Here is a 21665-nt window from a genome sequence, read left to right on the forward strand (position 1 = left end):
CCGTGAAGAAAGGCGCCGAAATAACCGTAACGCTTGAGAAATTTGCCGACAAGGGCAAGTCGTTGGCCCGCATGAACGGCTACGTCGTGTTTGTGCCCGGCGCGGTCCCGGGCGACACCGTTCGGGCGCGCGTCTACAAGAAGCGCAAGAAGTTCGCAGAGGCCGGCATGCTGGAGGTCCTGGTGCCCAGTCCGCTCCGGACCGAGCCCAAGTGCCGGTATTTCGCCAGCTGTGGCGGATGCAAGTGGCAACATGTGGACTATGCCGCCCAACTCGAGGCCAAGACCCAGTCCGTGAACGATGCCCTGGTCCACCACGGTGGTTTTACCGACATCGCCGTCATGCCCACCATCGGCGCCGAAAAGACCTACTATTACCGCAACAAGATGGAATTCAGTTTCAGTGCCATGCGCTGGCTGACCCCCGAGGAAATCAAGTCCAGCGAGGACTTCGACCGGTCCTTTGCCCTGGGCCTCCACGTGCCGGGAAATTTCGAGAAGGTCCTGGACCTCGAGGAATGCCATCTGCAGTCGGAGCTCAGTGCCCGCCTGGTGAATGCCGTCCGCCGGTTCAGCAAGGAGCAGGGATGGACCCCATGGCACGTCCGCAAACACACCGGTTACCTGCGCCACCTGGTCATCCGCCAGGCTGCTCGCACGGAGGACCTCATGGTCAACCTGGTCACGAGCCATCATGACGTGGAGCGCATGGAGGCTTTCACGGCGTTCCTGAAGGCGGAATTCCCCGAAGTCACGACGCTCGTAAACACCATCAACTCCGGCGTCGCCCAGACCGCCTTCGGCGAGGAAATGCATACCGTGTTCGGTCCCGGCATCATCCGCGACCGGATCGGGGAGGCCACGTTCGAAATCGCCTCCAATGCGTTCTTCCAGACCAACACCGAGCAGGCCGAGCGCCTGTACGAGGTGGTCCGGACGCTGGCCGACTTCTCCCCCGAGGACCATGTCTACGACCTCTATGCCGGCGCGGGGACCATTTCGCTGTTCGTGGCGCCGCATGTGAAACACGTGGTCGGCGTGGAACTGGTCGAAGAAGCCGTCCAGAATGCGCGCCGGAATGCGGAAATCAACGGTATAGAAAACACCACCTTCGTGACGGGCGACATGATGCGCCTGTTCAACCAGGAGTTCGTGGCTACGCACGGCCGCCCGGACGTGCTCATCGTGGACCCCCCGCGCGCCGGGCTGCACCCCCGTGTCGTCGACCAGATCCGCACGCTCAAACCGCAGAAATTCGTGTATGTGAGCTGCAACCCGTTGACACAGGCCCGCGACCTCCAGATGCTCGGCGATGCCTTCACCATCGACGCCATCCAGCCCGTGGACCTGTTCCCGCACACGCATCACATTGAGAACGTCGTGCGTCTCACGGCCACAACGTAGGAGGCCTCCGCCCCCAAACTCCACACGTCATGGATCCAGACCACCCCGTCTTTGTCACCGGCGGCACCGGTTTCGTCGGCAGCCACCTGGTGGAGTACCTGCTCGCCAGCGGTGCCACGGATGTCCGGTGCCTGGTCCGCAAGGACCCGAAGTGGCTGACGGGTCTGCCCGTGACGATCATTCGGGGGGATCTGGATGAAAACGATGCGCTCGATGCGGGTCTGAAGGGCGTCGCCACCGTCTACCACGTCGCCGCACTCACGCGGGCCCCGGCCTACGATGCGTTCCGCCGTGCCAACGTGGACGGTACCCGCCGCCTGTTGGAGCGCGTCCGCGCGGCCGACGGCGTCCAGCGCATCGTTCTCGTCAGCAGCCTGGCGGCCGTCGGCCGCGCGGACGCACGGGTGCCGGACGAAGCTGCCCCGCTGCGGCCCGTGAGCATGTACGGTCGCAGCAAGATGGAAATGGAGGCGCTCGTGCCCGAGTTCGCGGACCTGCCCATTACCGTCGTGCGGCCCCCGGCCGTCTACGGTCCGCGTGAAACCGACATCTTCACCTTCTTCCAGACCCTTTCCAGGGGCCTGTGTCCGATTGTGGGTGCAGGGACGGAACCGGCGCTGAGCCTGGTCCACGTGCAGGACCTGGTCCGGGGCATGGCGGCCGCCGCCGCGTCGCCCGCTGCGGTCGGGGGCACGTTCTTCCTCGGAAACCGGGCTCCGTATTCCTGGGGGCACATCCGCGACGCGGCGGCGGCCGCCCTCGGACGTCGCGTGCTGACGCTGCGCATCCCCCGGGCGCTGGTCCGACCGGTTGGCGCGGCCAGTGAATGGGCGGGGCGGTTGACCGGAGCGTATCCTCCGCTGAACAGGGAAAAAGCCACGGAAATCCTGGAAGCGGCCACCATGTGCTCCAGCCAACGGGCCATGGAGACCTTCGGATACGCCCCGGAGATCCCGCTGGACGCCGGCATGGCCGAAACCATCGCGTGGTACCGCGACAAGCGTTGGCTGTAAGCACCGCATGGCATGTGATGCCGTGTTGAATTCCCCATGGGCCGGAATCCTCATGCGGGGCAGGACGTTGTTGCCCGACCGTTCAACCACACCTCCCCCACCGTGAGCAACCTCGGCTTCAATACGGGCTACATCGAAGAATTGTACCGTCAGTACCTGGAGGATCCTTCCTCCGTAGGTGAGAGCTGGCAGGATTTTTTCCAGGACTTCACCCCCGATGAGGGGTTCGTGGCCGCCGAAACGGCCCGCCCCGTACCCACGCCTCCGCCCGCCGCCGAGACCGGGCGACAGGACGAAACGGTCTCCCCGACCACGGCGACGAGCGAAAAGAAAGCCCCGGCTCCGTCGAAGCCCACGCCTGACGCCGATGAAAAAGCCCTCCGTGGCCCTCAGGCCAAGATCGCGGAGAACATGGAGGCCAGCCTGGGTATTCCGACCGCTACCTCCGTACGGACCGTGCCCGTCAAACTGATGGCCGAGAACCGGGCGCTCATCAATGATCACCAGCGTTACGTCGGTGGCGACAAGGTATCGTTCACCCACATCATTGCATTCGCCCTGGTACGTGCCCTGAAGCACACGCCCGGCATGAACGCAGCGTTTCGCGAGGACGACGACGGCACGCTGTACCACGTCACGCCCAACCACGTGAACGTCGGCCTGGCCATCGACATCGAGCGGCGGGGCAAGCGCTCGCTCCTGGTGCCGAACATCAAGAAAGCGGAGACCCTGAACTTCGCCCAACTTCTGGGGACCTACAACGATCTCGTCCGCCGCGCCCGCGACAACAAACTCGAGATTTCGGATTTCGAAGGTACGACCGTGTCCATCACGAACCCGGGCATGATCGGAACCGGCCTCAGTGTGCCTCGGCTCATGCCCGGTCAGGGGCTCATCCTGGGCATCGGTTCCATCGGGTATCCCCCGGAGTACTACGCGTTCTCACCGGACGTCATGGGAAAAACCGGCGTATCGCAGGTCATGACACTCACGTCCACGTATGACCACCGGGTCATCCAGGGCGCCGAATCGGGTGCCTTCCTGGAGCGGATGGAGCAACTCCTGCGCGGAGAACACGGCTTCTACGAATCCATTTTTGCCGACCTGGGCATCCAGACGGCGCCGTGGCGCCTGACCTCGGACAGCACGCCGGGGTTCGGCCAGGAAGTGGACTCCACGTTCGACATGATCCACAAGCAGGCCGCCGTGCTGCAGCTCATCCGGGCCTACCGGGTGCGCGGCCATCTGCAGGCCGACGTGAACCCGCTCGGATACGAATGGGTTTACCACAAGGAACTCGATCCGGCCAGTTACGGCCTGACCATCTGGGACCTGGACCGGCAGTTCGTCACGGGCGGCCTGAGCGGCACCGACATGCTTCCGCTCCGCGATATCCTGGACATCCTGCGCCGGACCTACACCCGCCGGGTGGGCATCGAGTTCATGCACATCTCCGACCCGGACGAGAAACGGTGGTTGCAGGAGCGGATTGAACCGAATGGATCGGAATACGCCATCGGCGAGGCCGAGAAGCGACGCATGCTGGAGAAATTGAATGCCGCCGAGGCCTTCGAGACCTTCCTGCACACCAAGTACATCGGGCACAAGCGGTTCTCGCTCGAGGGATCGGAAACCGTCATTCCCATGCTCGATCGCATCCTTTCCGATGCGGCCGACAAGGGCGTGAACGAGGTGGTCATGGGCATGGCGCATCGCGGCCGCCTGAACGTCCTGGCGAACATCATGGAGAAGCCCTACGAGGTCATCTTCTCCGAATTCGAAGGCAACATCGATCCTACTACCACGCAGGGATCGGGCGATGTCAAGTACCACCTTGGTTCAAAGAGTGAGCACAAGTCGCCGGGCGGCGCATCCATCAAACTGCAGCTGTCCTCCAATCCGAGTCATCTCGAGGCCGTGGACCCCATCGTGGAGGGCATGGTCCGCGCCAAGCAGGAGGCCCGGATCGAGCAGCATCATGACAATCCCGACGCGGACTATCTCGACTCGGTCATCCCCGTGCTCATCCACGGCGACGCCGCCTTTGCCGGACAGGGTGTGGTGGCCGAAACGCTGCATCTGAGCCAGCTCCCCGGCTACATGACGGGCGGCACCATCCACATTGTCATCAACAACCAGATCGGGTTCACCACCGGCCCGGCCCACGCCCGATCCTCCACCTATGCCACGGACAGCGCCCGGATGATCCAGGCGCCCATTTTCCACGTGAACGGCGACGACCCCGAGGCCTGCGTCCGGGTGGCGCGCCTGGCGCTCGAGTACCGGCAGCTGTTCAACAAGGATGTCGTCATCGACATGCTGTGCTACCGGGTCCGCGGACACAACGAGGGTGATGAACCCACCTACACCCAGCCGCTCCTCTACCAACGGATTGAATCCAAGCGATCCCCGCGGAAGATGTACACGGAGTTGCTGCTGCGCCGTGGGGACATGACGCCCGAGGATGCGGAACAGATGCTGGACGACTACCGGTCCCGCCTCCAGGACGCGTTCGAGCGGACCAAGGAACTGGCCGAGACCTCCGATGCGTCCAGCCAGAACCTGCTGGCCGAGCGGACCATTCCGGAATTGCCGGTCGTCGAAACGGCTGCCAAGGAGGAGGACCTCCTCGACGTCGTTCGCGCCCTGTCGCAGCTGCCGGAGGATTTCCATACGCACAACAAGCTCGTGCGGCAATTCGAGCGTCGCGAGAAGCTTTACCGGGAGGAGCGCAAGATCGACTGGGGATTCGGCGAAGCCCTGGCTTACGGATCGCTGCTGCTGGAAGGCGTGCGGATCCGGATGTCGGGCCAGGACACCCGCCGGGGTACCTTCAGCCACCGGCATGCCGTCCTGTACGATCAGGAAACTGCCGAGGAATACATCCCGCTGAACAACATCCGTCCGGGACAGGCGAACCTGTACATTTACGACAGTCTGTTGTCGGAATATGCGGCCTGCGCGTTCGAGTACGGCTATTCCGTGGCTGATCCCCACGCCCTCGTCATCTGGGAGGCCCAGTTCGGTGATTTTGCCAACGGTGCGCAGATCGTCTATGACCAGTTCCTCTCGGCCGCCGAGGCCAAATGGGGACAGACCAGCAGCATGGTGCTGTTGTTGCCGCACGGCTACGAAGGTCAGGGACCGGAGCATTCCTCCGCCCGCCTTGAGCGTTTCCTGCAGCTCTGCGCAGAGAACAACCTGATTGTGGCCAACCTGTCAACGCCGGCCAACCTGTTCCATGCCATGCGTCGACAGGCGTCGTCGGATATCCGGAAGCCGTTGGTGATCATGTCCCCGAAGAGCCTTTTGCGCCACCCGAAAGTGATTTCCGAGCCCTCGGAGTTTACGCACGGCGCATTCCAGCCCGTCATCCCGGCCGCCAGCAGTCCGGGTGCACCGGAGCCTGCCAAAGCCGAACGCCTGGTCTTCTGTTCGGGCAAGGTCTACTACGACCTCCTGGAAGCCCTGGAGTCCGGCGGCTCGGCCGAGGGCGGCTCGGCGGCGGCGGGTTCCGTGGCCATTGCCCGCGTGGAGCAATTCTACCCCTTCCCGGCAGACGCCATCCGTGCGGAGCTGGAGAAATACTCCCAGGTGAAGGACGTCTACTGGCTGCAGGAAGAGCCCGAGAACATGGGTGCCTGGTCCTTCCTGCGACACCGGATGGACGATGTCCTGGCAGAGGTGTTCACGGACGGACGTCGCGTGAAGTACGCCGGCCGGAAAGCCTCCGCGTCTCCCGCCACAGGCAGCTCACGCGTGCATCAGGCCCAGCAGCAGGCGCTCCTTGAAACCGTGCTGAAGGTCTGATTCGGGGCAGCCCGGTTTCGTCAGGGCCTGCTGACAGGTAGGCTCTTCCTATCGAATCAGGAGGGGATGTTTGTGCAATTTCCAACGTGGTCTGAAAACAGGCCGAGCCTATCCCGGCAACGCCGAGCCCGGGGCAACACTGAGCCCGGAGCAACGCAAAAAGGGCAGACCCTGGCGGGTCTGCCCTGCGGCATATTCTGTTCTGCATCCAACGGTCGGTCGGGGCTCAGGCATTCGGGCCGAACCGGCCGAACCGGCTGGACGGGCCTAGTAGCGGGAGCGGCGGCGCGCGTTGCGGGCGGCTTTCTCGCGAGCCAGGCGGCGCTCTTCAGACGGCTTGGTGAAGGCCATGTTGCCGCGGTAAATGCGGAGCACACGGCTGCGGTTCACGGCGCGCTTGAAGCGGCGGAGTGCGCGGTCAATCGACTCGTTATCCCTTACTTTGATACCTACGGGCACAGTAGCTTCTCCTATGGATCTGTTTTTCAAAAGGCACAGAAAGGAAATATAACCCGAATGGAGCGCAATAATCAAGAGACATGAGAATTCCACAATTGGTCATTGCGACCCGGAATGCCGGCAAACTGGTGGAGATTTCCCAGTTGTTGTCCGGGTTGCCCATCAAGATCCTTGCCCTGGACGCCTTCCCGGGGGCTCCGGAGGTGGATGAAGACCGTGATACCCTGGAGGGAAACGCAGAGAAAAAGGCGCAAGCCATCCTTGAATTCACCGGACTTCCATCGCTCTCGGACGATACCGGGCTGGAAGTGCATGTGCTTGGCGGTGCTCCGGGTGTCCATTCAGCCCGGTATGCTGGACCCGATTGCCATCCGGCCGACAACCGGAAAAAACTGCTCCGCGCACTGGAAGGGCAGACGGACCGGCGCGCACGCTTCCGTACCGTCGTTGCGCTGGCCACATCGGACCGTGAGGTCCGGTTCTTCGAAGGGATATGCACAGGCACCATCCTGGATCATGAACGCGGTGACGGTGGATTCGGGTACGACGCTCTGTTCGTACCCGATGGTTGGACACAGACCTTCGCGGAAATGGACAGCGCCGACAAGAACCGGATTGGACATCGCGGAATGGCCCTGTCGCGCTTGGTATCGTTCTTGGAAGACCGTCGGGGAGGCCCGGTCGTATGATTGCCCTTGTCCAACGTGTGAAAGAGGCCCGCGTGGAGATTGTGGAGGGGGAGACAGCGCGCGAATCCGGACGGATTGGCCCTGGCCTGCTCGTCCTGCTGGGCGTACACACCACCGATACCGTCGACCAGGCCGAGTGGCTGGCCCGGAAATGTGCCCGACTCCGCATTTTTCCGGACGAGGAAGGCAAGATGAACCGCTCCCTGATTGACGTCAGGGGCCAGGCGCTGGTCGTGTCGCAGTTCACGCTTTACGGCAACGCGTCCAAGGGAAATCGCCCGTCCTTCGTGGAGTCCGCCCCGCCGGAGACGGCAGCGCCCCTGTACAATACCTTCTGCCGATTCCTGTCACGGGAATCGGGGCAGCCCGTTCCTACCGGCGAGTTCGGTGCCATGATGGATGTCCACCTGGTGAACGACGGCCCGGTAACCCTCTGGATTGAGAAACGTGCCGACGACTCCACGGTAGAAATGGATTCCTACCCGCCCAACCAGCCTTGAACGCTCCATGACCCTTCGCTTGCCCCTCCTGTTCGCCACCCTATTCGTTACCGTGCTGTTCGCCGGATGCACGTCGGACAGGACCGACGGGGGTGCCGACCAGCCGCTGCCCTCCTTCATCCTGACCGATGCAACCATCTACACGTCCAATCCGGCGCACCCAACAGCCGAGGCCATGGCTGTCGTTGAAGGGCGGATTGCTGCCGTGGGCCTGCGGGACGAGGTGGTCGCGACGTGGCCTGACCTGGAAATCCGGAGTGCGGGAGGACAGACCGTCATTCCGGGTATCATCGATGCGCACGCCCATCTTCGGAATCTCACGGAACTGAACCTGATTGCCAACCTTGTGGGGACGGGCAGCATTGACGACATCATTGCCCGGCTTCGCGAAAAGGAAGCCGAACTCGGACCCGGCGACTGGTTGCAGGGCCGCGGATGGGACCAGAACGATTGGGACGTCAAGGAATTCCCGACGCGCCATGATTTGGATGCCGCATTTCCGGACCGGCCCGTTTGGCTGGAGCGGATTGACGGACACGCCATGTGGGCCAACACGGCCGCCATCCGCGCCGCATCGGACGATCTGTTCCGTTCAGCGGCCGTGCCCGAGGGAGGTGAACTGTTCCGCGAGCCGGATGGCGCAGCCAGTGGTGTGTTCATTGACGATGCAGAGCATCTCATCAATCCTGTCGTGCCCGCCTTCACAGACGTCGCGCTCGACGAAGCGTTTGCCGAGGCCCTCTCCGAGACCAACCGGTATGGCATTACCGCGGTGCACGAGGCCGGCGTCAATCTGGACAACATTGACCGGTTCCGCCGCTTTGCCGACGCGGGTGACCTGACGGTCCGCATCTATGCCATGGTCGAGCCGGGCGAGACCTTCGACACGTACTGCAACAACCCCTACACGCGGGAGGATGACCTGCTGACCATCCAGTCCGTGAAGATCTACCTGGACGGTGCGTTGGGAAGCCGCGGTGCGCTCATGTTGGACGAATATTCGGATGCGCCCGGTGTTCATGGTCTGCTCCGCACGCAGCCGGATGAATACCGCGAACTGGTGGACCGGGCGCTTGCGTGCGGCTACCAGATCAACTCGCATGCCATTGGGGACGGCGCCAACCGGCTGGTCCTGGATACCTACGAGGCGGCCGGCACGACCCCGGAAGGGCGGCATCGCAACGAGCACGCGCAGATCGTGGCGTTGTCCGATCTGGAGCGGTTCGCGGAACTCGGCGTCATCGCGTCCATGCAGCCTACCCATGCCACCAGCGACATGTACTGGGCGGAGGATCGCGTGGGCGCACACCGGATTGAGGGGGGGTATGCGTGGCGCACCCTGTTGGACTCCGGCACCCACTTGGCCTTCGGATCGGACTTCCCGGTGGAACGCGTGGACCCCATGCTGGGCTTCTTCGCAAGCATAACGCGGCAGGATGACCAGCTCTGGCCGGAAGGCGGCTGGCACGCAGACGAGACCCTGACGCGGGAGGAAACGCTTACGGCCTTCACCCTCGGCGCGGCCTGGGCCGGATTCCAGGAAGAGGACCTTGGATCCATCGAGGTCGGCAAATGGGCCGATTTCGTGGTGATGGATACGGATATCATGCAGGTGGCCGCGCCCGGTATCCTGGATGCGGATGTCGTGGCCACGTTCGTCGCCGGGCAAGCTGTCCATGGAGGTCTTCCCGAGTGAGCCATTTGGACGATTCATTCGGGCGGCGCCATACTTATCTCCGCATTTCCCTGACGGAGCGATGCAACCTGCGCTGTACCTACTGCATGCCGGCCGAGGGAGTCGAGCTCAAACCGCGCACCCACCTGCTCACGTACGAGGAAATCCTGCGGCTGGCCTCCTTGTTCGCCGGTCTGGGCGTGAACAAGATCCGGCTGACGGGTGGCGAGCCGCTCATCCGCAAGGATGTGGATGCGCTGGTGGCGGAACTGGGACGCATCCCGGGTATCCGGACGCTGGCCATAACCACCAACGGGTTGCTCCTGGACCGGCACCTGCCCTCGCTGGCCGCAGGCGGCCTGAATCTCATCAATATCTCGCTCGACACCCTCCGCGAGGACCGTTTCCTGACGATCACCCGGCGCCCTGGCCTGGACAAGGTGTTGGACGCCATTGACCTGGCGCTCGCCGCGGATGTCGGGCCGGTGAAGGTGAACTGCGTAGTAATGAAGGGCGTGAACGAAGATGAACTGGTGGATTTCGTCGCCTTCACCCGGGAGCGAGCGGTGGACGTCCGATTCATCGAGTACATGCCGTTCGGCGGCAATGGATGGAATGACGGCGACTTCCTGCCGTACGCCGACATGCTCGGGATCATCCGGGAGACCTTCCCCGACCTTTCGCCGGTCGACCTGGACGCCCATGAAACGGCCAAGTTGTGGGAAGTCCCGGGCTTTGCGGGTCGCGTGGGCTTCATCACCTCCATGAGCCGTAATTTCTGTGGAGGATGCAACCGGCTTCGACTGACGGCGGACGGCAGTCTGAAGGTGTGTCTCTTCGGCACCGCCGAGCTCAACCTCAGGGATCTCATGCGCGATGGTGTCACCGATGCGGAATTGACGGAGGCCATACGGGATGCCCTCAGTCGCAAGAAGGCCAGTCACGCCGGCATGCACGAATTGGCCCGGGGCGACAATCGTCCCATGATCCTCATCGGGGGATGAACCGCACCGATGTCCGGACGTTAAGTACGCCATGAACACATTCACCCATGTCCACCCCGAAGGCGGCGTCACGATGGTTGACGTGTCGGCCAAGCCCGACACGGTCCGAACGGCCGTCGCCGTGGGCCGGGTCGTCCTTGGCGAACAGGCATACGCGCAGGTCCGGGACAACACGGTCCACAAGGGCGACGTGCTGTCCATCGCCCAGATTGCGGGCATCATGGGCGCCAAGGAGACCAGCCGGCTCATCCCGCTCTGCCACCAGGTCACGCTGCAGGGTGTGGACGTGGAATTCGAACTGGACGAGCCGGAAGCCGCTCTCCGTGTGAGGGCCTACGCCAAGTCCAAGGGCCCGACAGGCGTCGAAATGGAGGCACTCACCGCCGTGTCGGTGGCGTGCCTGACCGTCTATGACATGTGCAAGTCGATTTCGAAAGAGCTCATCATAGACGACATCCACCTGATCGCCAAATCCGGCGGCCAGAGTGGCGACTACAGAAAACAAACCGGTTGATTCACCATGGGAGATCCCTTCGCAGCAGGCAGTGTCCTCATTATCGGATTGGTCCTTCTTGGACTGATCATCTTCCTGTACTTCGTGCCCCTCGGGCTCTGGGTGACGGCCTATTTCTCGGGCGTCCGCCTGAAACTCATGCGGGACCTGGTCGGCATGCGGCTCCGGAAGGTGCCCCCGGCAGCCATCGTGAAGCCCCTGATTACCGCCCACAAAGCCGGTATTTACCTGGATCCTCCCCAGCTTGAAGCCCACTTCCTGGCCGGTGGCCATGTCCAGAAGGTGGTCAATGCGCTGATCTCGGCCGACAAGGCCAGCATCGATCTGACGTTCGAGCGGGCAACGGCCATCGACCTGGCCGGTCGTGACGTATTCGAAGCCGTCCAGGTATCGGTCAACCCGAAGGTCATCCAGACACCTGCCGTTTCGGCCGTCGCCAAGGACGGCATCCAGGTCCGGGCCATAGCCCGCGTGACCGTCCGGGCCAACATCGAGCGCCTGGTTGGCGGTGCCGGAGAGGAGACCATCATGGCCCGCGTCGGGGAAGGCATCGTGTCCACCATCGGCTCGGCGTCCAGCCACAAGGAAGTGCTGGAGAATCCCGATTCCATTTCCAAGGTCGTGTTGGCCAAGGGTCTCGATTCGGGAACGGCGTTCGACATCCTGTCCATCGATATCGCCGACGTGGATGTGGGCGAGAACATCGGTGCCAAGCTGCAGACCGATCAGGCGGAAGCAGACCTCAAGGTGGCCCGTGCGAAAGCGGAAGAACGTCGCGCCGCAGCCGTGGCCCGCGAACAGGAAATGCGTGCGTCGGTCGAGGAGCAGCGGGCCAACGTGGTCGCGGCCGAGGCCGAGGTGCCCAAGGCCATGGCCGAAGCGTTCCGCAGTGGACGCCTGGGCGTCATGGACTATTACAACATGAAGAACGTGGAAGCGGACACCTCCATGCGCCGCTCCATCAGTGGGACCGAAGAACGGAAGAAGGACATTTGACCGAACCTCGAACCCATCACCAGGCGGCCGTATTTGCCGGGCTCGGTGTGCTTTCGGCCACCCAGGAGATTGCCGGTGCTGTCATGGCCGGCATGCCCGAGGCCGACCCCGAGCTGGTCGCTGAAGAAACGTTGTGCCTGCTTGCCGTGGTCTCAGCCCGTGTAGCCCAGGCCACGGGCGGGGCCGATGAGACCTTCGCCCATGCCATATTGGCCGCCCCGTTCCTTTATCGGGATTACCTGGTGGGCACGGCCATGCTGGAATCGGGCGATCAGGCGACGGCTGAATTGGGCGCCGTCATCGGAGCCCGGTTGGAGCGGAAAATGGCGTTCTATGTCGCCCATTTTCCGCCTGGAGCGCATCCGCCCCCCCCGCAGATACGCGAGAAGATGCTGCTGTGGATGGGGCGGATCTCACCTCCGAAAATGCCATCGGGGCCGGAAGACCGCCTGGATGCCTCGGGGGTCGTGGACCGCGTCGTCCACCATGGCCGGTTGATGTCGACCCTGCTGAAAGCATAGCCAGACCGCACGCTCCGCTTCTCAGCGGCCGTTCTTCTTCTCGTCCTGTACGAGTTCGCTGGCCCGCGTAATCCGCACCATGTCGACGCGGTTGGTGGACGCGGCCAGCACCTGGAACCGGTAGCCGTCCAACTCGAATTCGTCGCGACGGGCGGGTATGGTGCCCAGCCTCGCCAGGATGAACCCGGCTATGGTCTCGTAGTCTCCGTCATCGGAGAGCTGAATGGGCGTCCGCTCGCGAAGTTCGTCGATATCCACCCGGCCGCTGGCAATGACCGTCCTGTCGTCCACCACGCGCAACACATGGTCCTCGTGGTCGAACTCGTCCTGGATATCGCCGAACAACTCCTCAAGCAAATCTTCGGTGGTAACCAGACCTGCCGTCCCGCCATACTCATCGATGACGATGGCAATCGACGTCCCGGTAGCCAGGAATTCCCGGAGCAGGTCCTTCGACATCTTGGTTTCAGGAACGAAGTTCACGGAGCGCAGGATGTCCGGCACGTGCTGTGGCTTGTCGAACAGGTCATACGCGAACACAATACCCACGATGTTGTCAATGTTCTCCCGGTAGACGGGCAGCTTGGAGTGCCCGGACTTGACAAATGTGGCTTGCAGCTCCGGAATGGAGGTTCTCTCTTCCACCGCCACCAGATCCGTTCGCGGAACCATGGATTCCTTGACGCGCACCGATCCCATGGCAAACACGTTGGAAAGCAAGGTGCTCTCTTCCTCATCCAGGTCGAGATCCCCTGCCCGCTTGCTCTCCTCGATCATGAGTTCGAAATCCCGCCGCATGAATTGCGACAAGGATTCGGCGTCGGTTTTCATGAGCCGCATGAGCCCTGCCGCAGACCATCGCGCGAGGGAGATCAGCGGGAGCAACACGAAATAACAGACGCGAAGCGGAACGGCCAACACGAAAACAGCCCGGTTCGCGAATTCCCGCATGAACGACTTCGGAAGGATTTCCCCGAACAGCAGGACGACCATCGCCGCAATAATGGTCTGCGCGACCAGGACAGCCACTTCCAACCCCGCGGAATCGGGCACCATGAACGACGAGAACGACTGCGTCAGCGGAGCTTCCAGCCAGAAAGCCGCCAGCGAAGAGTAGATGACCAGTGCCAGGTTGTTGCCCACCAGGGTCGTGGTCAACAGGGCGGCCGGATCTTCCAGGAATCTCGAAACCAGGGCACCCGCCCGTCCCCCTCTCCGAGCCGAAACTTCTACCCGGAGCCGGTTCGCGGCCACGAACGCAATTTCCGATCCGGAAAAGAACGCGCTGAGCAGCAGGGTCAGGGCAATGAACAGGAGGATCATGATGGGGTATTATAGACCTTTGAATGCGGCCTGGCGACGTTCAAGGAACGCATCCACGCCTTCCTGGAAGTCGTCCGTACCGCACGCCTGACCGAACAGCGCGGCTTCCTCACGGAGTCCGGCGTCCAGGGGGACGTCACTGGAGGCCAGGGCCTTGAGGGTAAGAGCCACGGCAATGGGCGCCTTCGACACGATGGTCTGCATGAGCGCCCGTGCCCCCGCCATCAATTCATCGGGCGGGAATACCCGGTTCACAAGTCCGATTTCATAGGCCCGTCGGGCGTCGATCATGTCCCCCGTCAGGACCAGTTCCGTGGCCAACCCCTTGCCCACAATCCGGGGCAACCGCTGCGTACCACCGTATCCGGGGATGATCCCCAGGTTCACTTCAGGTTGCCCGAAGCGTGCCTTCTCCGAAGCGACGCGCAGATGGCAGGCCAGCGACAGTTCCGACCCGCCGCCGAGGGCGAATCCGTTGACGACAGCCATGACAGGCTTCGGAAACTGCTCGATCCGGCTGAATACCGCCTGCCCCCGCAGTGCAAACGCATGCCCGGACGTCGCATTCAATTGCTTGAATTGCTTGATGTCGGCACCGGCCACGAAGCTCTTCTCGCCCGCTCCGGTAATCAGCACCCCCCGCACGTCCGGATCCGCTTCGGCGGCCGTGAACCACGCATCCAGGTCATCCAGGACCTGAGCGTTCAACGCGTTCAACTTGTCGGGGCGATTGATGGTGACGGTGGCAATGCCATGGGCATCGATGTCCACCAGAAGCGTTTCCAGCGTCATGGATTGTCTGCGGTGGTTATTCGCGGGTGCGGGTTGTGCCCGAAGGCTCGGGCGTCCGGATTTCAGTGGGGTCCTCAAACGTATCCATCTCGTTCAGCAGATCGGTCGGATTGGCAAATACCTCCTCCAGCTCCACGACCGAAGCCTGTGTTTCTTCCACTTCCGAAAGGAGCGTGTCCAACTGGAAGGAAATCTCGTCCGGATTGCGCAGCGTGAGGGACTGCTCCTCGATGTACTTGATGACATCTTCAATGGTCTCAAGCTGGGCCTCGATGATCTCCAGGTTCTCGGCCCCTTTCTGCGATCGCTCCAGGCGCTGTTCCAGGATCTTCAGGCGTCGCTGCTTGATGGCCCGGACACGCGGTGTATCGTCCTGCATGTCCTTGTGGAGGGCCTGGATGGTTCGCTGCACCTCGGTTTCGGTGGCGGACGTTCCGGAAAATTCGTACCGCTCCTTCTGATAGAGGAGTTTGAGGTACGAATCCAACAGTCCGTTGATCTTGGACAGATGGCTGTCCAGCATGCCCTGCGAAGCGTAGCTCAACTTCCGGTAGTTCGCCCGGATATCGGACTCGATCTTCCGGAGCCGGGCATAGCGGCGCTGATTGCCCTTTTCCAGATTCTGGAAGAGCTCTTTCTGGCTGGGCGGCTTGGCGTGCTCTACCGCCTTCCGGGAACGTACGGCCCGGCGGAAGCGCTCATTCCGGGGCATGGTCCCCAGGTACACGAGTTCCAGGCCGGTCGTAAGCATGAGGATCAAGTCGAACGGCCACGTCGCACCCGTCATGCTCACGCCGAAAGCCACAGCCATCGCCGCAATCAGGAACGTCAGGTTCCACGGGTGGAGGAACGCCTCCCGATTGTAATTGATGTCCTTCATGGTCAGCGCTTCATGCGGCCGATCGTCTTTTCAGGCATCGACGGGGGTGGATTCGAGGGATCGGCAGACGCCGCCCCCCCGGATGAGTTCGGTGCGGATGCGGCCATCTTCCGCTGCGCGTCCATGGCTTGCCTGGCCCGGATGCGAGCGATTTCCGCTTCGTCTTCGGCTTCCTGGTTGATGACCGATGCGTTCTCGTCGGCCGCTTCCAGCGCGATTTCGAGACGGGCTTCCTGCAACGCGGCGTCATGCGACAACCGGTCCGTCATTTCCCGATGCTCGTCCAGAAGGCGCTCCGCAGAGGATACCATGTCCGAGACCGCACCCGTCACCTTGCGCGACCGTTCCGCCTGCCGGGCCATGCCCTTCAGCTGGCGGATTTTGCGCAGGTGCTCTTTCTCGGTCTCTTTCAGACGTTGGTATTCTTCGGGGGTCATCAGTTTTGTGTGCGCTGTTTTCCGATGGTTTTTCCGGATGATTCGCTCTCCTGCTCCGGAATGTCAAGTTCGGGCTCGGCGGTCGCGCCACCGGTATCGCCCACACCCATCTCGAGCTTGAATTGCCGCACCAGTTCCGATGCGCGCAGCTTCTGGGCATCCTCTTCAATGCGGAGCGTATCGGTATCCACCGAGTCCAGGGCCATTTCCATGCGGGCTTCGTTGCGGGCCGTCTCTTCCTGGAGACGCGTCAGCATTTCATCGTGGGTCTGGTCAATGCCACCCACTTCGAAGGACTCGAGGGTATCGGCCACCTTGGCCTGCCACTTCGCGCGTTCGTGCGCGCGGAGTGCATCCTTGGCCTCCGCAATCTTGCGCTCTTTCTCGCGCATGAAGGCTTTCTTGACCTGGATGGCCTTGTCGTACGCCAGGGAGGCGTACTTGAGCTGGTCCTGGGAGCTCTTCAGGTTCTCACGGACCGATTCCAGGCGCATGGCGTAGCGTTCGGCGATGTCATCGCGACCAGCCTGGATGCCCGCCTTGATCTTGGACGTCAGGTCCGCGATCTCATTCTCATACTTGCGGACCTCCTTCTGGAGCATCATCACGTTGGCTTTCACCGTGGCGATGTTCTCATTCATCTTCGGGACCTGATCGTTCAGTTCCCGGATGTTCTGCTCCAGAATGAGTTTGGGGTCCTCCAGGGCCGAAATGGCGCCTCCGAAGACGGATTTTACGAACCGGGTGAAACGTGACCAGATCGACATGTGCTCTTCACGATTGGGTTTGATTGCGCCTTGCTTGCCAAATATAGGAAAGGCGGCCTGAACAGGGGTCCTACGTCGACAATCGCCAACAGATTCACGACCAGCGACCATCGGTAAAACGGTCCACCACAACCGGGGTCCCTTCCGGGGCATGGGTGGACCAGGTAAAGGCCGCCAGCAGCATAGCCCGGGCATCGTCCACGTGATCGAGCTGACCGGCATGGATGTCGGCCAGGAGGTCTCCGGGTGCCACCGGATCGCCCGCGCGCTTGTGCAGGCGGAAACCAGCCACCGGATCGACCTCGTCCTCTTTCCGGGCACGCCCCGCCCCGAGTCGGACGGCGGCCCGCCCCACCGTACGGGCATGAACGGCAGAAACGTACGGCCCGGCATCCGGGGGGGCTGTGAGGGTGGCGACGGGCTCGGATCCGGGGCGGCTGGCGGGCTGGTCCACGACGGACAGGTCCCCGCCCTGGGCGGCGACCAGTTCCCGGAATGTGTTGAAGGCCCGACCGTCGGCAATCACGGAACGGACGACTTCGACGGCCTCGCCAAGCGTGCCGGCGCGACCGCCGAGCACCACCATTTCAGCGGCCAGCCGCTCGGTCAGACCGGACACATCTGCCGGACCTTCCCCTTTGAGGATCTCGATGGACTCGACGATTTCCGGCCAATTCCCGACCGTCCGACCCAGCGGTTCGTTCATGTCCGTCAACAGCGCCACCGTCCGCTTCCCGAACTGTTCGCCCAGACGGACCATGGTTTCAGCCAGCTCGCGAGCACGCGCTTCTTCCTGCATGAACGCTCCCGAGCCGAACTTGACGTCCAGCACCAGGGCATCAATACCCTCAGCCAGTTTTTTCGAGAGGATGGAGGCAGCGATGAACGGGATGAACTCGACTGTCCCCGTAACATCCCTGAGCGCATAGAGCTTGCGGTCGGCCGGAGCGATTTCACGGGTCTGGCCGATCATGACCACGCCGAGGTCGGCCAACTGCCTACGGTACGCCGGAATGTCCATACTGGTGGAAAACCCGGGAATGGACTCCAGTTTGTCGAGCGTCCCTCCGGTGTGACCCAGGCCGCGCCCCGAAATCATGGGTACGGGAACGCCGCACGCGGCCACGATGGGGGCCAACGGAATGGAGATCTTGTCCCCGACGCCGCCCGTCGAGTGCTTGTCCACCTTGATGCCCGGGATGTCCGACAGGTCCAGGACTTCCCCCGAATGCAACATGGCGTGCGTCAGCGCCCCCATCTCCTCGTCGGACATGCCCTTCAGGAAGGCGGCCATGAGGAAGGCGGACATCTGGTAGTCCGGCACGTCCCCGGCGGTGTACGCGCGGGTCAACCACTCGATTTCGATGGTCGACAAGGCGCCCCCGTCACGTTTTTTCAGGATGAGATCGGTGACGTTCATGCCAACAACGTACGAAAATGGGGGCGCGCCTGCGGCGCGCCCCCATCAAAATATTCAGCCATTCACCAGCCGTGCGGGCAAGACCGGGTGTCCGGGATGCCTCGGCGGCCAGGACCGTTCCGGGGCCCGGTCAGTTCTTGGCGTAGCGACGCTTGAACTTCTCGACACGACCGGCCGTGTCAATAAACTGCTTCTTGCCGGTATAGAACGGATGGTTCGTCGAATCGATTTCCGAAACGTACGTATCGCCCGGCATGGTCGACTTGATCTTGATGGTCGAGCCGTCGGACAGCTTGACGTCGACGAAGTGGTAGTCCGGATGGAGGTCGTTTTTCATGGCAGCGCCTAGGGTCAAAAGAGATAGCTGGGCAATATAAGGATGAGCGCGTACTCTTTCAAAGTCCGCGCGTTCAGGCTTTGCGTGCAATTCACGCGGGCGTCAATGTACTTCCCAGGTATCCCCTTCGGTCAACAGGTCGTTCAACGACCCCTTGCCCGCCCGCTTCACCACGGCCTGGACCTGCGCATGGAGTTGATCCTCATACGTGGGACGATCTTCGCGGTAGAATACGCCGAAGGGTTGGGGCAACTCCGGATTCCAGTACACCCGCGAGATGATGGTGGCCAGTTCGCGCGACGTCTCGTCGTACACGAGGCAGTCGTCGGCTGACCACTGGCCCGACTCCAGGTCCACGGACACCAGACGGAATCCATCCAGACGGATACCCTTCTTCCCGTCGGCGTACGTCAGGGGCTTGCCATGCTCCACGTAGAGGGCACGATCCGGCCGCGAATCCTTTTCCGTGTACTGGAAAAAGGCCCCGTCGTTGAAGATGTTGCAGTTCTGGTAGACTTCCACGAAACCGGTACCGTGGTGGGCATGCGCCCGTTCGAACATCTCCTTCATGTGCTTCGGATCGCGGTCCATGGTCCGGGCCACGAACGAGGCATCGGCACCCAGCACGACGGCCGAGGGATTGAACGGATGGTCAATGGACCCGAACGGCGTCGACTTGGTCACCTTGCCCACTTCGGATGTCGGCGAATATTGCCCCTTCGTCAGACCGTAGATCTGGTTGTTGAAGAGGATCATCTGCACATTCAGGTTCCGACGCATGATGTGGATGAGATGGTTCCCCCCGATGGACAGGCCGTCCCCGTCCCCGGTGACAATCCATACGTCCAACTCGGGACGGGATGCCTTCAATCCCGAGGCAATCGTCGGCGCACGTCCGTGGATGGAGTGCATGCCGTATGTGTTCATGTAGTACGGGAAGCGACTGGAACAGCCGATACCCGAAATGAACACCGTGTTCTCACGCGGAACGCCGAGCTCCGGCATGAGACGCTGGACTGTGGCCAGAATGGCATAATCGCCGCATCCCGGACACCACCGGACGTCCTGGTCCGACGCAAAATCCGCCCGCGTCAGGGCGGAACTTCCGTCCCCACCGGCCGCGCCGGGAGGCAGGGTCGGTTTCTTGGCACCCGGGGGCAATGTGGGTTTCTTCGCACCGCCCATTCCGGGCGGCAACGTGGGTTTCTTTGCCGCGCCCATTCCGGGCGGCAGGGTCGGTTTTTTCTTGTTGTCAGCCATTGATCATGTCCATGATCTTGCGTTGGATCTCACTCGGGCCGAAGGGCCGGCCCTGGATCTTGTTCAGCGGCTCGAACGGCAACAGGAACCGGTCGCGCAAAATGCGAACCATCTGGCCGTTGTTCATTTCCGGTACGAGCAACCGGCGGAACCGGCCGAAAATCGGCTCCAGATCCGCGGGAAGCGGGTTCAGATACCGCAGGTGCATGGCACCCACCCGATGTCCTTCATCGCGGACCCGCGTGACGGCCGCCTCGATGGCACCCCGGGTGGAGCCCCAGCCAACAACCAGCACCTCACCCTCCTCATCGCCATAAAGCTCGGTCGGCGGGATTTCCTGCACGATCCGTTCCACTTTGGCCGCCCGGATATGCGTCATGTGCTCGTGGTTCATGGGGTCGTACGACACGTTACCGGTCACATCCGCCTTCTCCAGTCCACCAATCCGATGCTCCAGGTCCGGCGTACCCGGCTTGGCCCACGGTCGGGCGAGGGTCTCGGGGTTCCGCTTGTACGGATGATACACGTCGGCTCCGTCCACGGTCGCATTCAGTTCGGTGGCAAACGCGACCTCGAAATCCCGGAGGTCATCCGGGGAAGGAATAAGCCATGGTTCCGATCCGTTTGCGAGGTAACCGTCGGACAACAACAGGACCGGGGTCATGTACTTCACGGCCAGGCGGCACGCTTCGTAGGCGGTTTCAAAACAGTCTCCCGGAGTGCTGGCCGCAATAATGGGCAACGAGGAGTCACCGTTACGCCCGTACATGGCCTGCATGAGGTCGGACTGCTCCGTCTTTGTCGGCAGGCCGGTGGAGGGTCCACCCCGCTGCACATTGATGATGACGAGGGGCAATTCCGTGATATGCGCGAGTCCGATGGCTTCAGCCTTCAGTGCAACACCGGGACCGGACGTGCCGGTGATTCCCAGGCTTCCCCCGAAGCTGGCACCGATGGCCATGCCGACGGCGGCAATTTCGTCTTCAGCCTGCACGGTAACAATGCCATGGTTCTTGTACCGGCTGAGCGAATGCAGGATGTCCGACGCGGGCGTGATGGGATAGGAACCGTAGAAAATGGACAGCCCACTCTTGTTCGCCGCAGCCACGAGACCCATGGCCAACGCGTGAACGCCCATGATGGCACGGTATCGCCCGGGAGGTAATTTCGCGGGCGTGACTTCGTACCGCGTCACGAACAACTCGGTCGTCTCCCCGAAATAGAATCCTTTCCGGAGCAATTCCAGGTTGGCATCCCGGATGTCCGGCTTTTTGGCGAATTTCTTGCCTATCCACTCCTCAGCGGGTGTAATGGGCCGCGAATACAACCAGAGCGCCAGCCCGAGCGCGAACATGTTCTTGGACCGGTCCACCTCCTTCTGGTTCAGACCGGAGTCCTTGAGCGTCTCGCGTGTCAGGCGCGTCAACTCGACCTGGATGACGCGGTATCGGTCCAGCGACCCGTCTTCCAGGGGGTTCGCCGCGTAATGGGCCAGATCCAGGCTGCGCTGATCGAAGGCGTTCGAGTTGACCAGGATGGTCCCGCCAATGCGGACACGATCCAGGTTCACCTTGAGGGCCGCCGGGTTCATGGCGACGAGCAAATCCACCTCGTCTCCCGGCGTCCGGATGTCAATCGAGCCAAAGTGGAGCTGGAATCCGGAGACGCCGTACGTGGTGCCCGCGGGAGCCCGGATTTCAGCGGGGAAGTCGGGCAGCGTGGCCAGATCGTTCATCGCGTACGCTGTGGCCAGCGTGAATTGCGATCCGGTGAGCTGCATGCCATCGCCGGAATCTCCGGCGAAGAGGATTGTCGCTTCTGGAAGCGTTTGGAGCTGCTTATCGGCCATCAAAAACCCTCATCAA

Annotated in this window: 20 protein-coding genes; 10 read left to right on the forward strand and 10 right to left on the reverse strand. The window is 62.3% G+C overall.

The features are described 5' to 3' along the window. Nucleotides 1–2: 2 nt before the first annotated feature. From rlmD to RIE53_01115, 3 genes are all read left to right on the forward strand, one after another. Complete coding sequence (rlmD, locus tag RIE53_01105) at nt 3–1403, forward strand: 23S rRNA (uracil(1939)-C(5))-methyltransferase RlmD (protein ID MEQ9103274.1); 1401 nt, start codon at nt 3–5, stop codon at nt 1401–1403. 29 nt (nt 1404–1432) lie between these two features. Next, complete coding sequence (locus RIE53_01110) at nt 1433–2416, forward strand: NAD-dependent epimerase/dehydratase family protein (GenBank protein MEQ9103275.1); 984 nt, start codon at nt 1433–1435, stop codon at nt 2414–2416. Between the two features lie 102 nt (nt 2417–2518). Continuing rightward, nucleotides 2519–6226: a multifunctional oxoglutarate decarboxylase/oxoglutarate dehydrogenase thiamine pyrophosphate-binding subunit/dihydrolipoyllysine-residue succinyltransferase subunit gene (locus RIE53_01115; protein ID MEQ9103276.1), complete on the forward strand. Its 3708-nt coding sequence runs from the start codon at nt 2519–2521 to the stop codon at nt 6224–6226. A 267-nt stretch (nt 6227–6493) separates the two neighbouring features. Here the strand turns inward: RIE53_01115 and rpsU are convergent, their stop codons facing one another. After that, nucleotides 6494–6685, reverse strand: a complete 192-nt coding sequence (gene rpsU / locus RIE53_01120; protein ID MEQ9103277.1) for a 30S ribosomal protein S21 — start codon at nt 6683–6685, stop codon at nt 6494–6496. An 80-nt stretch (nt 6686–6765) separates the two neighbouring features. Here rpsU and rdgB point away from each other — a divergent pair, with 80 nt between their 5' ends. Genes rdgB through RIE53_01155 form a run of 7 tightly spaced genes read left to right on the forward strand, consistent with a single transcriptional unit; the run spans nt 6766 to nt 12584 of the window. Next, nucleotides 6766–7374, forward strand: a complete 609-nt coding sequence (gene rdgB / locus RIE53_01125) for an RdgB/HAM1 family non-canonical purine NTP pyrophosphatase (GenBank protein MEQ9103278.1) — start codon at nt 6766–6768, stop codon at nt 7372–7374. Continuing rightward, the gene (gene dtd / locus RIE53_01130; protein ID MEQ9103279.1) at nt 7371–7874 is read left to right on the forward strand and encodes a D-aminoacyl-tRNA deacylase; all 504 of its coding nucleotides are present in this window, start codon (nt 7371–7373) and stop codon (nt 7872–7874) included. The genes rdgB and dtd overlap by 4 nt, the downstream gene beginning before the upstream one ends. 7 nt (nt 7875–7881) lie before the next feature. Continuing rightward, nucleotides 7882–9570 carry an amidohydrolase family protein gene (locus RIE53_01135; GenBank protein MEQ9103280.1) on the forward strand — a complete coding sequence of 563 codons (1689 nt, stop codon included), beginning with the start codon at nt 7882–7884 and terminating at the stop codon, nt 9568–9570. Continuing rightward, nucleotides 9567–10553 (forward strand): GTP 3',8-cyclase MoaA, encoded by a 987-nt coding sequence (gene moaA, locus RIE53_01140; protein MEQ9103281.1) that lies wholly within the window; start codon nt 9567–9569, stop codon nt 10551–10553. The genes RIE53_01135 and moaA overlap by 4 nt, the downstream gene beginning before the upstream one ends. Nucleotides 10554–10584: 31 nt before the next feature. Next, nucleotides 10585–11067 carry a cyclic pyranopterin monophosphate synthase MoaC gene (gene moaC / locus RIE53_01145; protein ID MEQ9103282.1) on the forward strand — a complete coding sequence of 161 codons (483 nt, stop codon included), beginning with the start codon at nt 10585–10587 and terminating at the stop codon, nt 11065–11067. A gap of 6 nt (nt 11068–11073) precedes the next feature. Continuing rightward, on the forward strand, nt 11074–12063 hold the full coding sequence (floA, locus tag RIE53_01150) for a flotillin-like protein FloA (protein ID MEQ9103283.1): 990 nt from the start codon (nt 11074–11076) through the stop codon (nt 12061–12063). Next, nucleotides 12060–12584 (forward strand): hypothetical protein, encoded by a 525-nt coding sequence (locus tag RIE53_01155; protein ID MEQ9103284.1) that lies wholly within the window; start codon nt 12060–12062, stop codon nt 12582–12584. Before floA ends, RIE53_01155 begins: the two co-directional genes overlap by 4 nt. A 21-nt stretch (nt 12585–12605) precedes the next feature. Here the strand turns inward: RIE53_01155 and RIE53_01160 are convergent, their stop codons facing one another. The 9 genes from RIE53_01160 to RIE53_01200 all read right to left on the reverse strand — a co-directional run bounded on the left by RIE53_01160 (nt 12606) and on the right by RIE53_01200 (nt 21649). Continuing rightward, entirely contained in the window at nt 12606–13907 is a 1302-nt protein-coding gene (locus tag RIE53_01160; protein MEQ9103285.1) for a hemolysin family protein, read from the reverse strand. A 9-nt stretch (nt 13908–13916) separates the two neighbouring features. After that, nucleotides 13917–14699 (reverse strand): enoyl-CoA hydratase-related protein, encoded by a 783-nt coding sequence (locus RIE53_01165; GenBank protein ID MEQ9103286.1) that lies wholly within the window; start codon nt 14697–14699, stop codon nt 13917–13919. 16 nt (nt 14700–14715) lie between these two features. After that, the gene (locus tag RIE53_01170) at nt 14716–15579 is read right to left on the reverse strand and encodes a hypothetical protein (GenBank protein ID MEQ9103287.1); all 864 of its coding nucleotides are present in this window, start codon (nt 15577–15579) and stop codon (nt 14716–14718) included. A gap of 2 nt (nt 15580–15581) precedes the next feature. Further along, a complete protein-coding gene (locus RIE53_01175) occupies nt 15582–16016 on the reverse strand; it encodes a hypothetical protein (protein MEQ9103288.1) in 435 nt (144 codons plus the stop codon). After that, entirely contained in the window at nt 16016–16783 is a 768-nt protein-coding gene (locus RIE53_01180) for a PspA/IM30 family protein (protein ID MEQ9103289.1), read from the reverse strand. Before RIE53_01180 ends, RIE53_01175 begins: the two co-directional genes overlap by 1 nt. 94 nt (nt 16784–16877) lie before the next feature. Next, nucleotides 16878–18203, reverse strand: a complete 1326-nt coding sequence (locus RIE53_01185; protein MEQ9103290.1) for a thymidine phosphorylase — start codon at nt 18201–18203, stop codon at nt 16878–16880. 130 nt (nt 18204–18333) lie between these two features. After that, entirely contained in the window at nt 18334–18540 is a 207-nt protein-coding gene (rpmE, locus tag RIE53_01190; protein ID MEQ9103291.1) for a 50S ribosomal protein L31, read from the reverse strand. A 102-nt stretch (nt 18541–18642) separates the two neighbouring features. Then, nucleotides 18643–19800 (reverse strand): 2-oxoacid:ferredoxin oxidoreductase subunit beta, encoded by a 1158-nt coding sequence (locus RIE53_01195; GenBank protein ID MEQ9103292.1) that lies wholly within the window; start codon nt 19798–19800, stop codon nt 18643–18645. Further along, the gene (locus RIE53_01200) at nt 19793–21649 is read right to left on the reverse strand and encodes a 2-oxoacid:acceptor oxidoreductase subunit alpha (protein MEQ9103293.1); all 1857 of its coding nucleotides are present in this window, start codon (nt 21647–21649) and stop codon (nt 19793–19795) included. The genes RIE53_01195 and RIE53_01200 overlap by 8 nt, the downstream gene beginning before the upstream one ends. Nucleotides 21650–21665: the final 16 nt, after the last annotated feature.

It is taken from the genome of Rhodothermales bacterium (assembly GCA_040221055.1).
Taxonomy (GTDB): domain Bacteria; phylum Bacteroidota; class Rhodothermia; order Rhodothermales; family UBA10348; genus 1-14-0-65-60-17.

Excerpts from the sequence above, each read along its gene's own strand:
- RIE53_01195 (MEQ9103292.1), bottom strand. The coding sequence starts at position 19,800 with ATGGCTGACAACAAGAAAAAACCGACCCTGCCGCCCGGAATGGGCGCG.
- RIE53_01160 (MEQ9103285.1), bottom strand. The coding sequence starts at position 13,907 with ATGATCCTCCTGTTCATTGCCCTGACCCTGCTGCTCAGCGCGTTCTTT.
- floA (MEQ9103283.1), top strand. The coding sequence starts at position 11,074 with ATGGGAGATCCCTTCGCAGCAGGCAGTGTCCTCATTATCGGATTGGTC.
- RIE53_01110 (MEQ9103275.1), top strand. The coding sequence starts at position 1,433 with ATGGATCCAGACCACCCCGTCTTTGTCACCGGCGGCACCGGTTTCGTC.
- moaC (MEQ9103282.1), top strand. The coding sequence starts at position 10,585 with ATGAACACATTCACCCATGTCCACCCCGAAGGCGGCGTCACGATGGTT.
- RIE53_01200 (MEQ9103293.1), bottom strand. The coding sequence starts at position 21,649 with ATGGCCGATAAGCAGCTCCAAACGCTTCCAGAAGCGACAATCCTCTTC.
- RIE53_01135 (MEQ9103280.1), top strand. The coding sequence starts at position 7,882 with ATGACCCTTCGCTTGCCCCTCCTGTTCGCCACCCTATTCGTTACCGTG.
- RIE53_01165 (MEQ9103286.1), bottom strand. The coding sequence starts at position 14,699 with ATGACGCTGGAAACGCTTCTGGTGGACATCGATGCCCATGGCATTGCC.
- dtd (MEQ9103279.1), top strand. The coding sequence starts at position 7,371 with ATGATTGCCCTTGTCCAACGTGTGAAAGAGGCCCGCGTGGAGATTGTG.
- RIE53_01180 (MEQ9103289.1), bottom strand. The coding sequence starts at position 16,783 with ATGTCGATCTGGTCACGTTTCACCCGGTTCGTAAAATCCGTCTTCGGA.
- rdgB (MEQ9103278.1), top strand. The coding sequence starts at position 6,766 with ATGAGAATTCCACAATTGGTCATTGCGACCCGGAATGCCGGCAAACTG.
- RIE53_01170 (MEQ9103287.1), bottom strand. The coding sequence starts at position 15,579 with ATGAAGGACATCAATTACAATCGGGAGGCGTTCCTCCACCCGTGGAAC.
- RIE53_01185 (MEQ9103290.1), bottom strand. The coding sequence starts at position 18,203 with ATGAACGTCACCGATCTCATCCTGAAAAAACGTGACGGGGGCGCCTTG.
- RIE53_01175 (MEQ9103288.1), bottom strand. The coding sequence starts at position 16,016 with ATGACCCCCGAAGAATACCAACGTCTGAAAGAGACCGAGAAAGAGCAC.
- rpmE (MEQ9103291.1), bottom strand. The coding sequence starts at position 18,540 with ATGAAAAACGACCTCCATCCGGACTACCACTTCGTCGACGTCAAGCTG.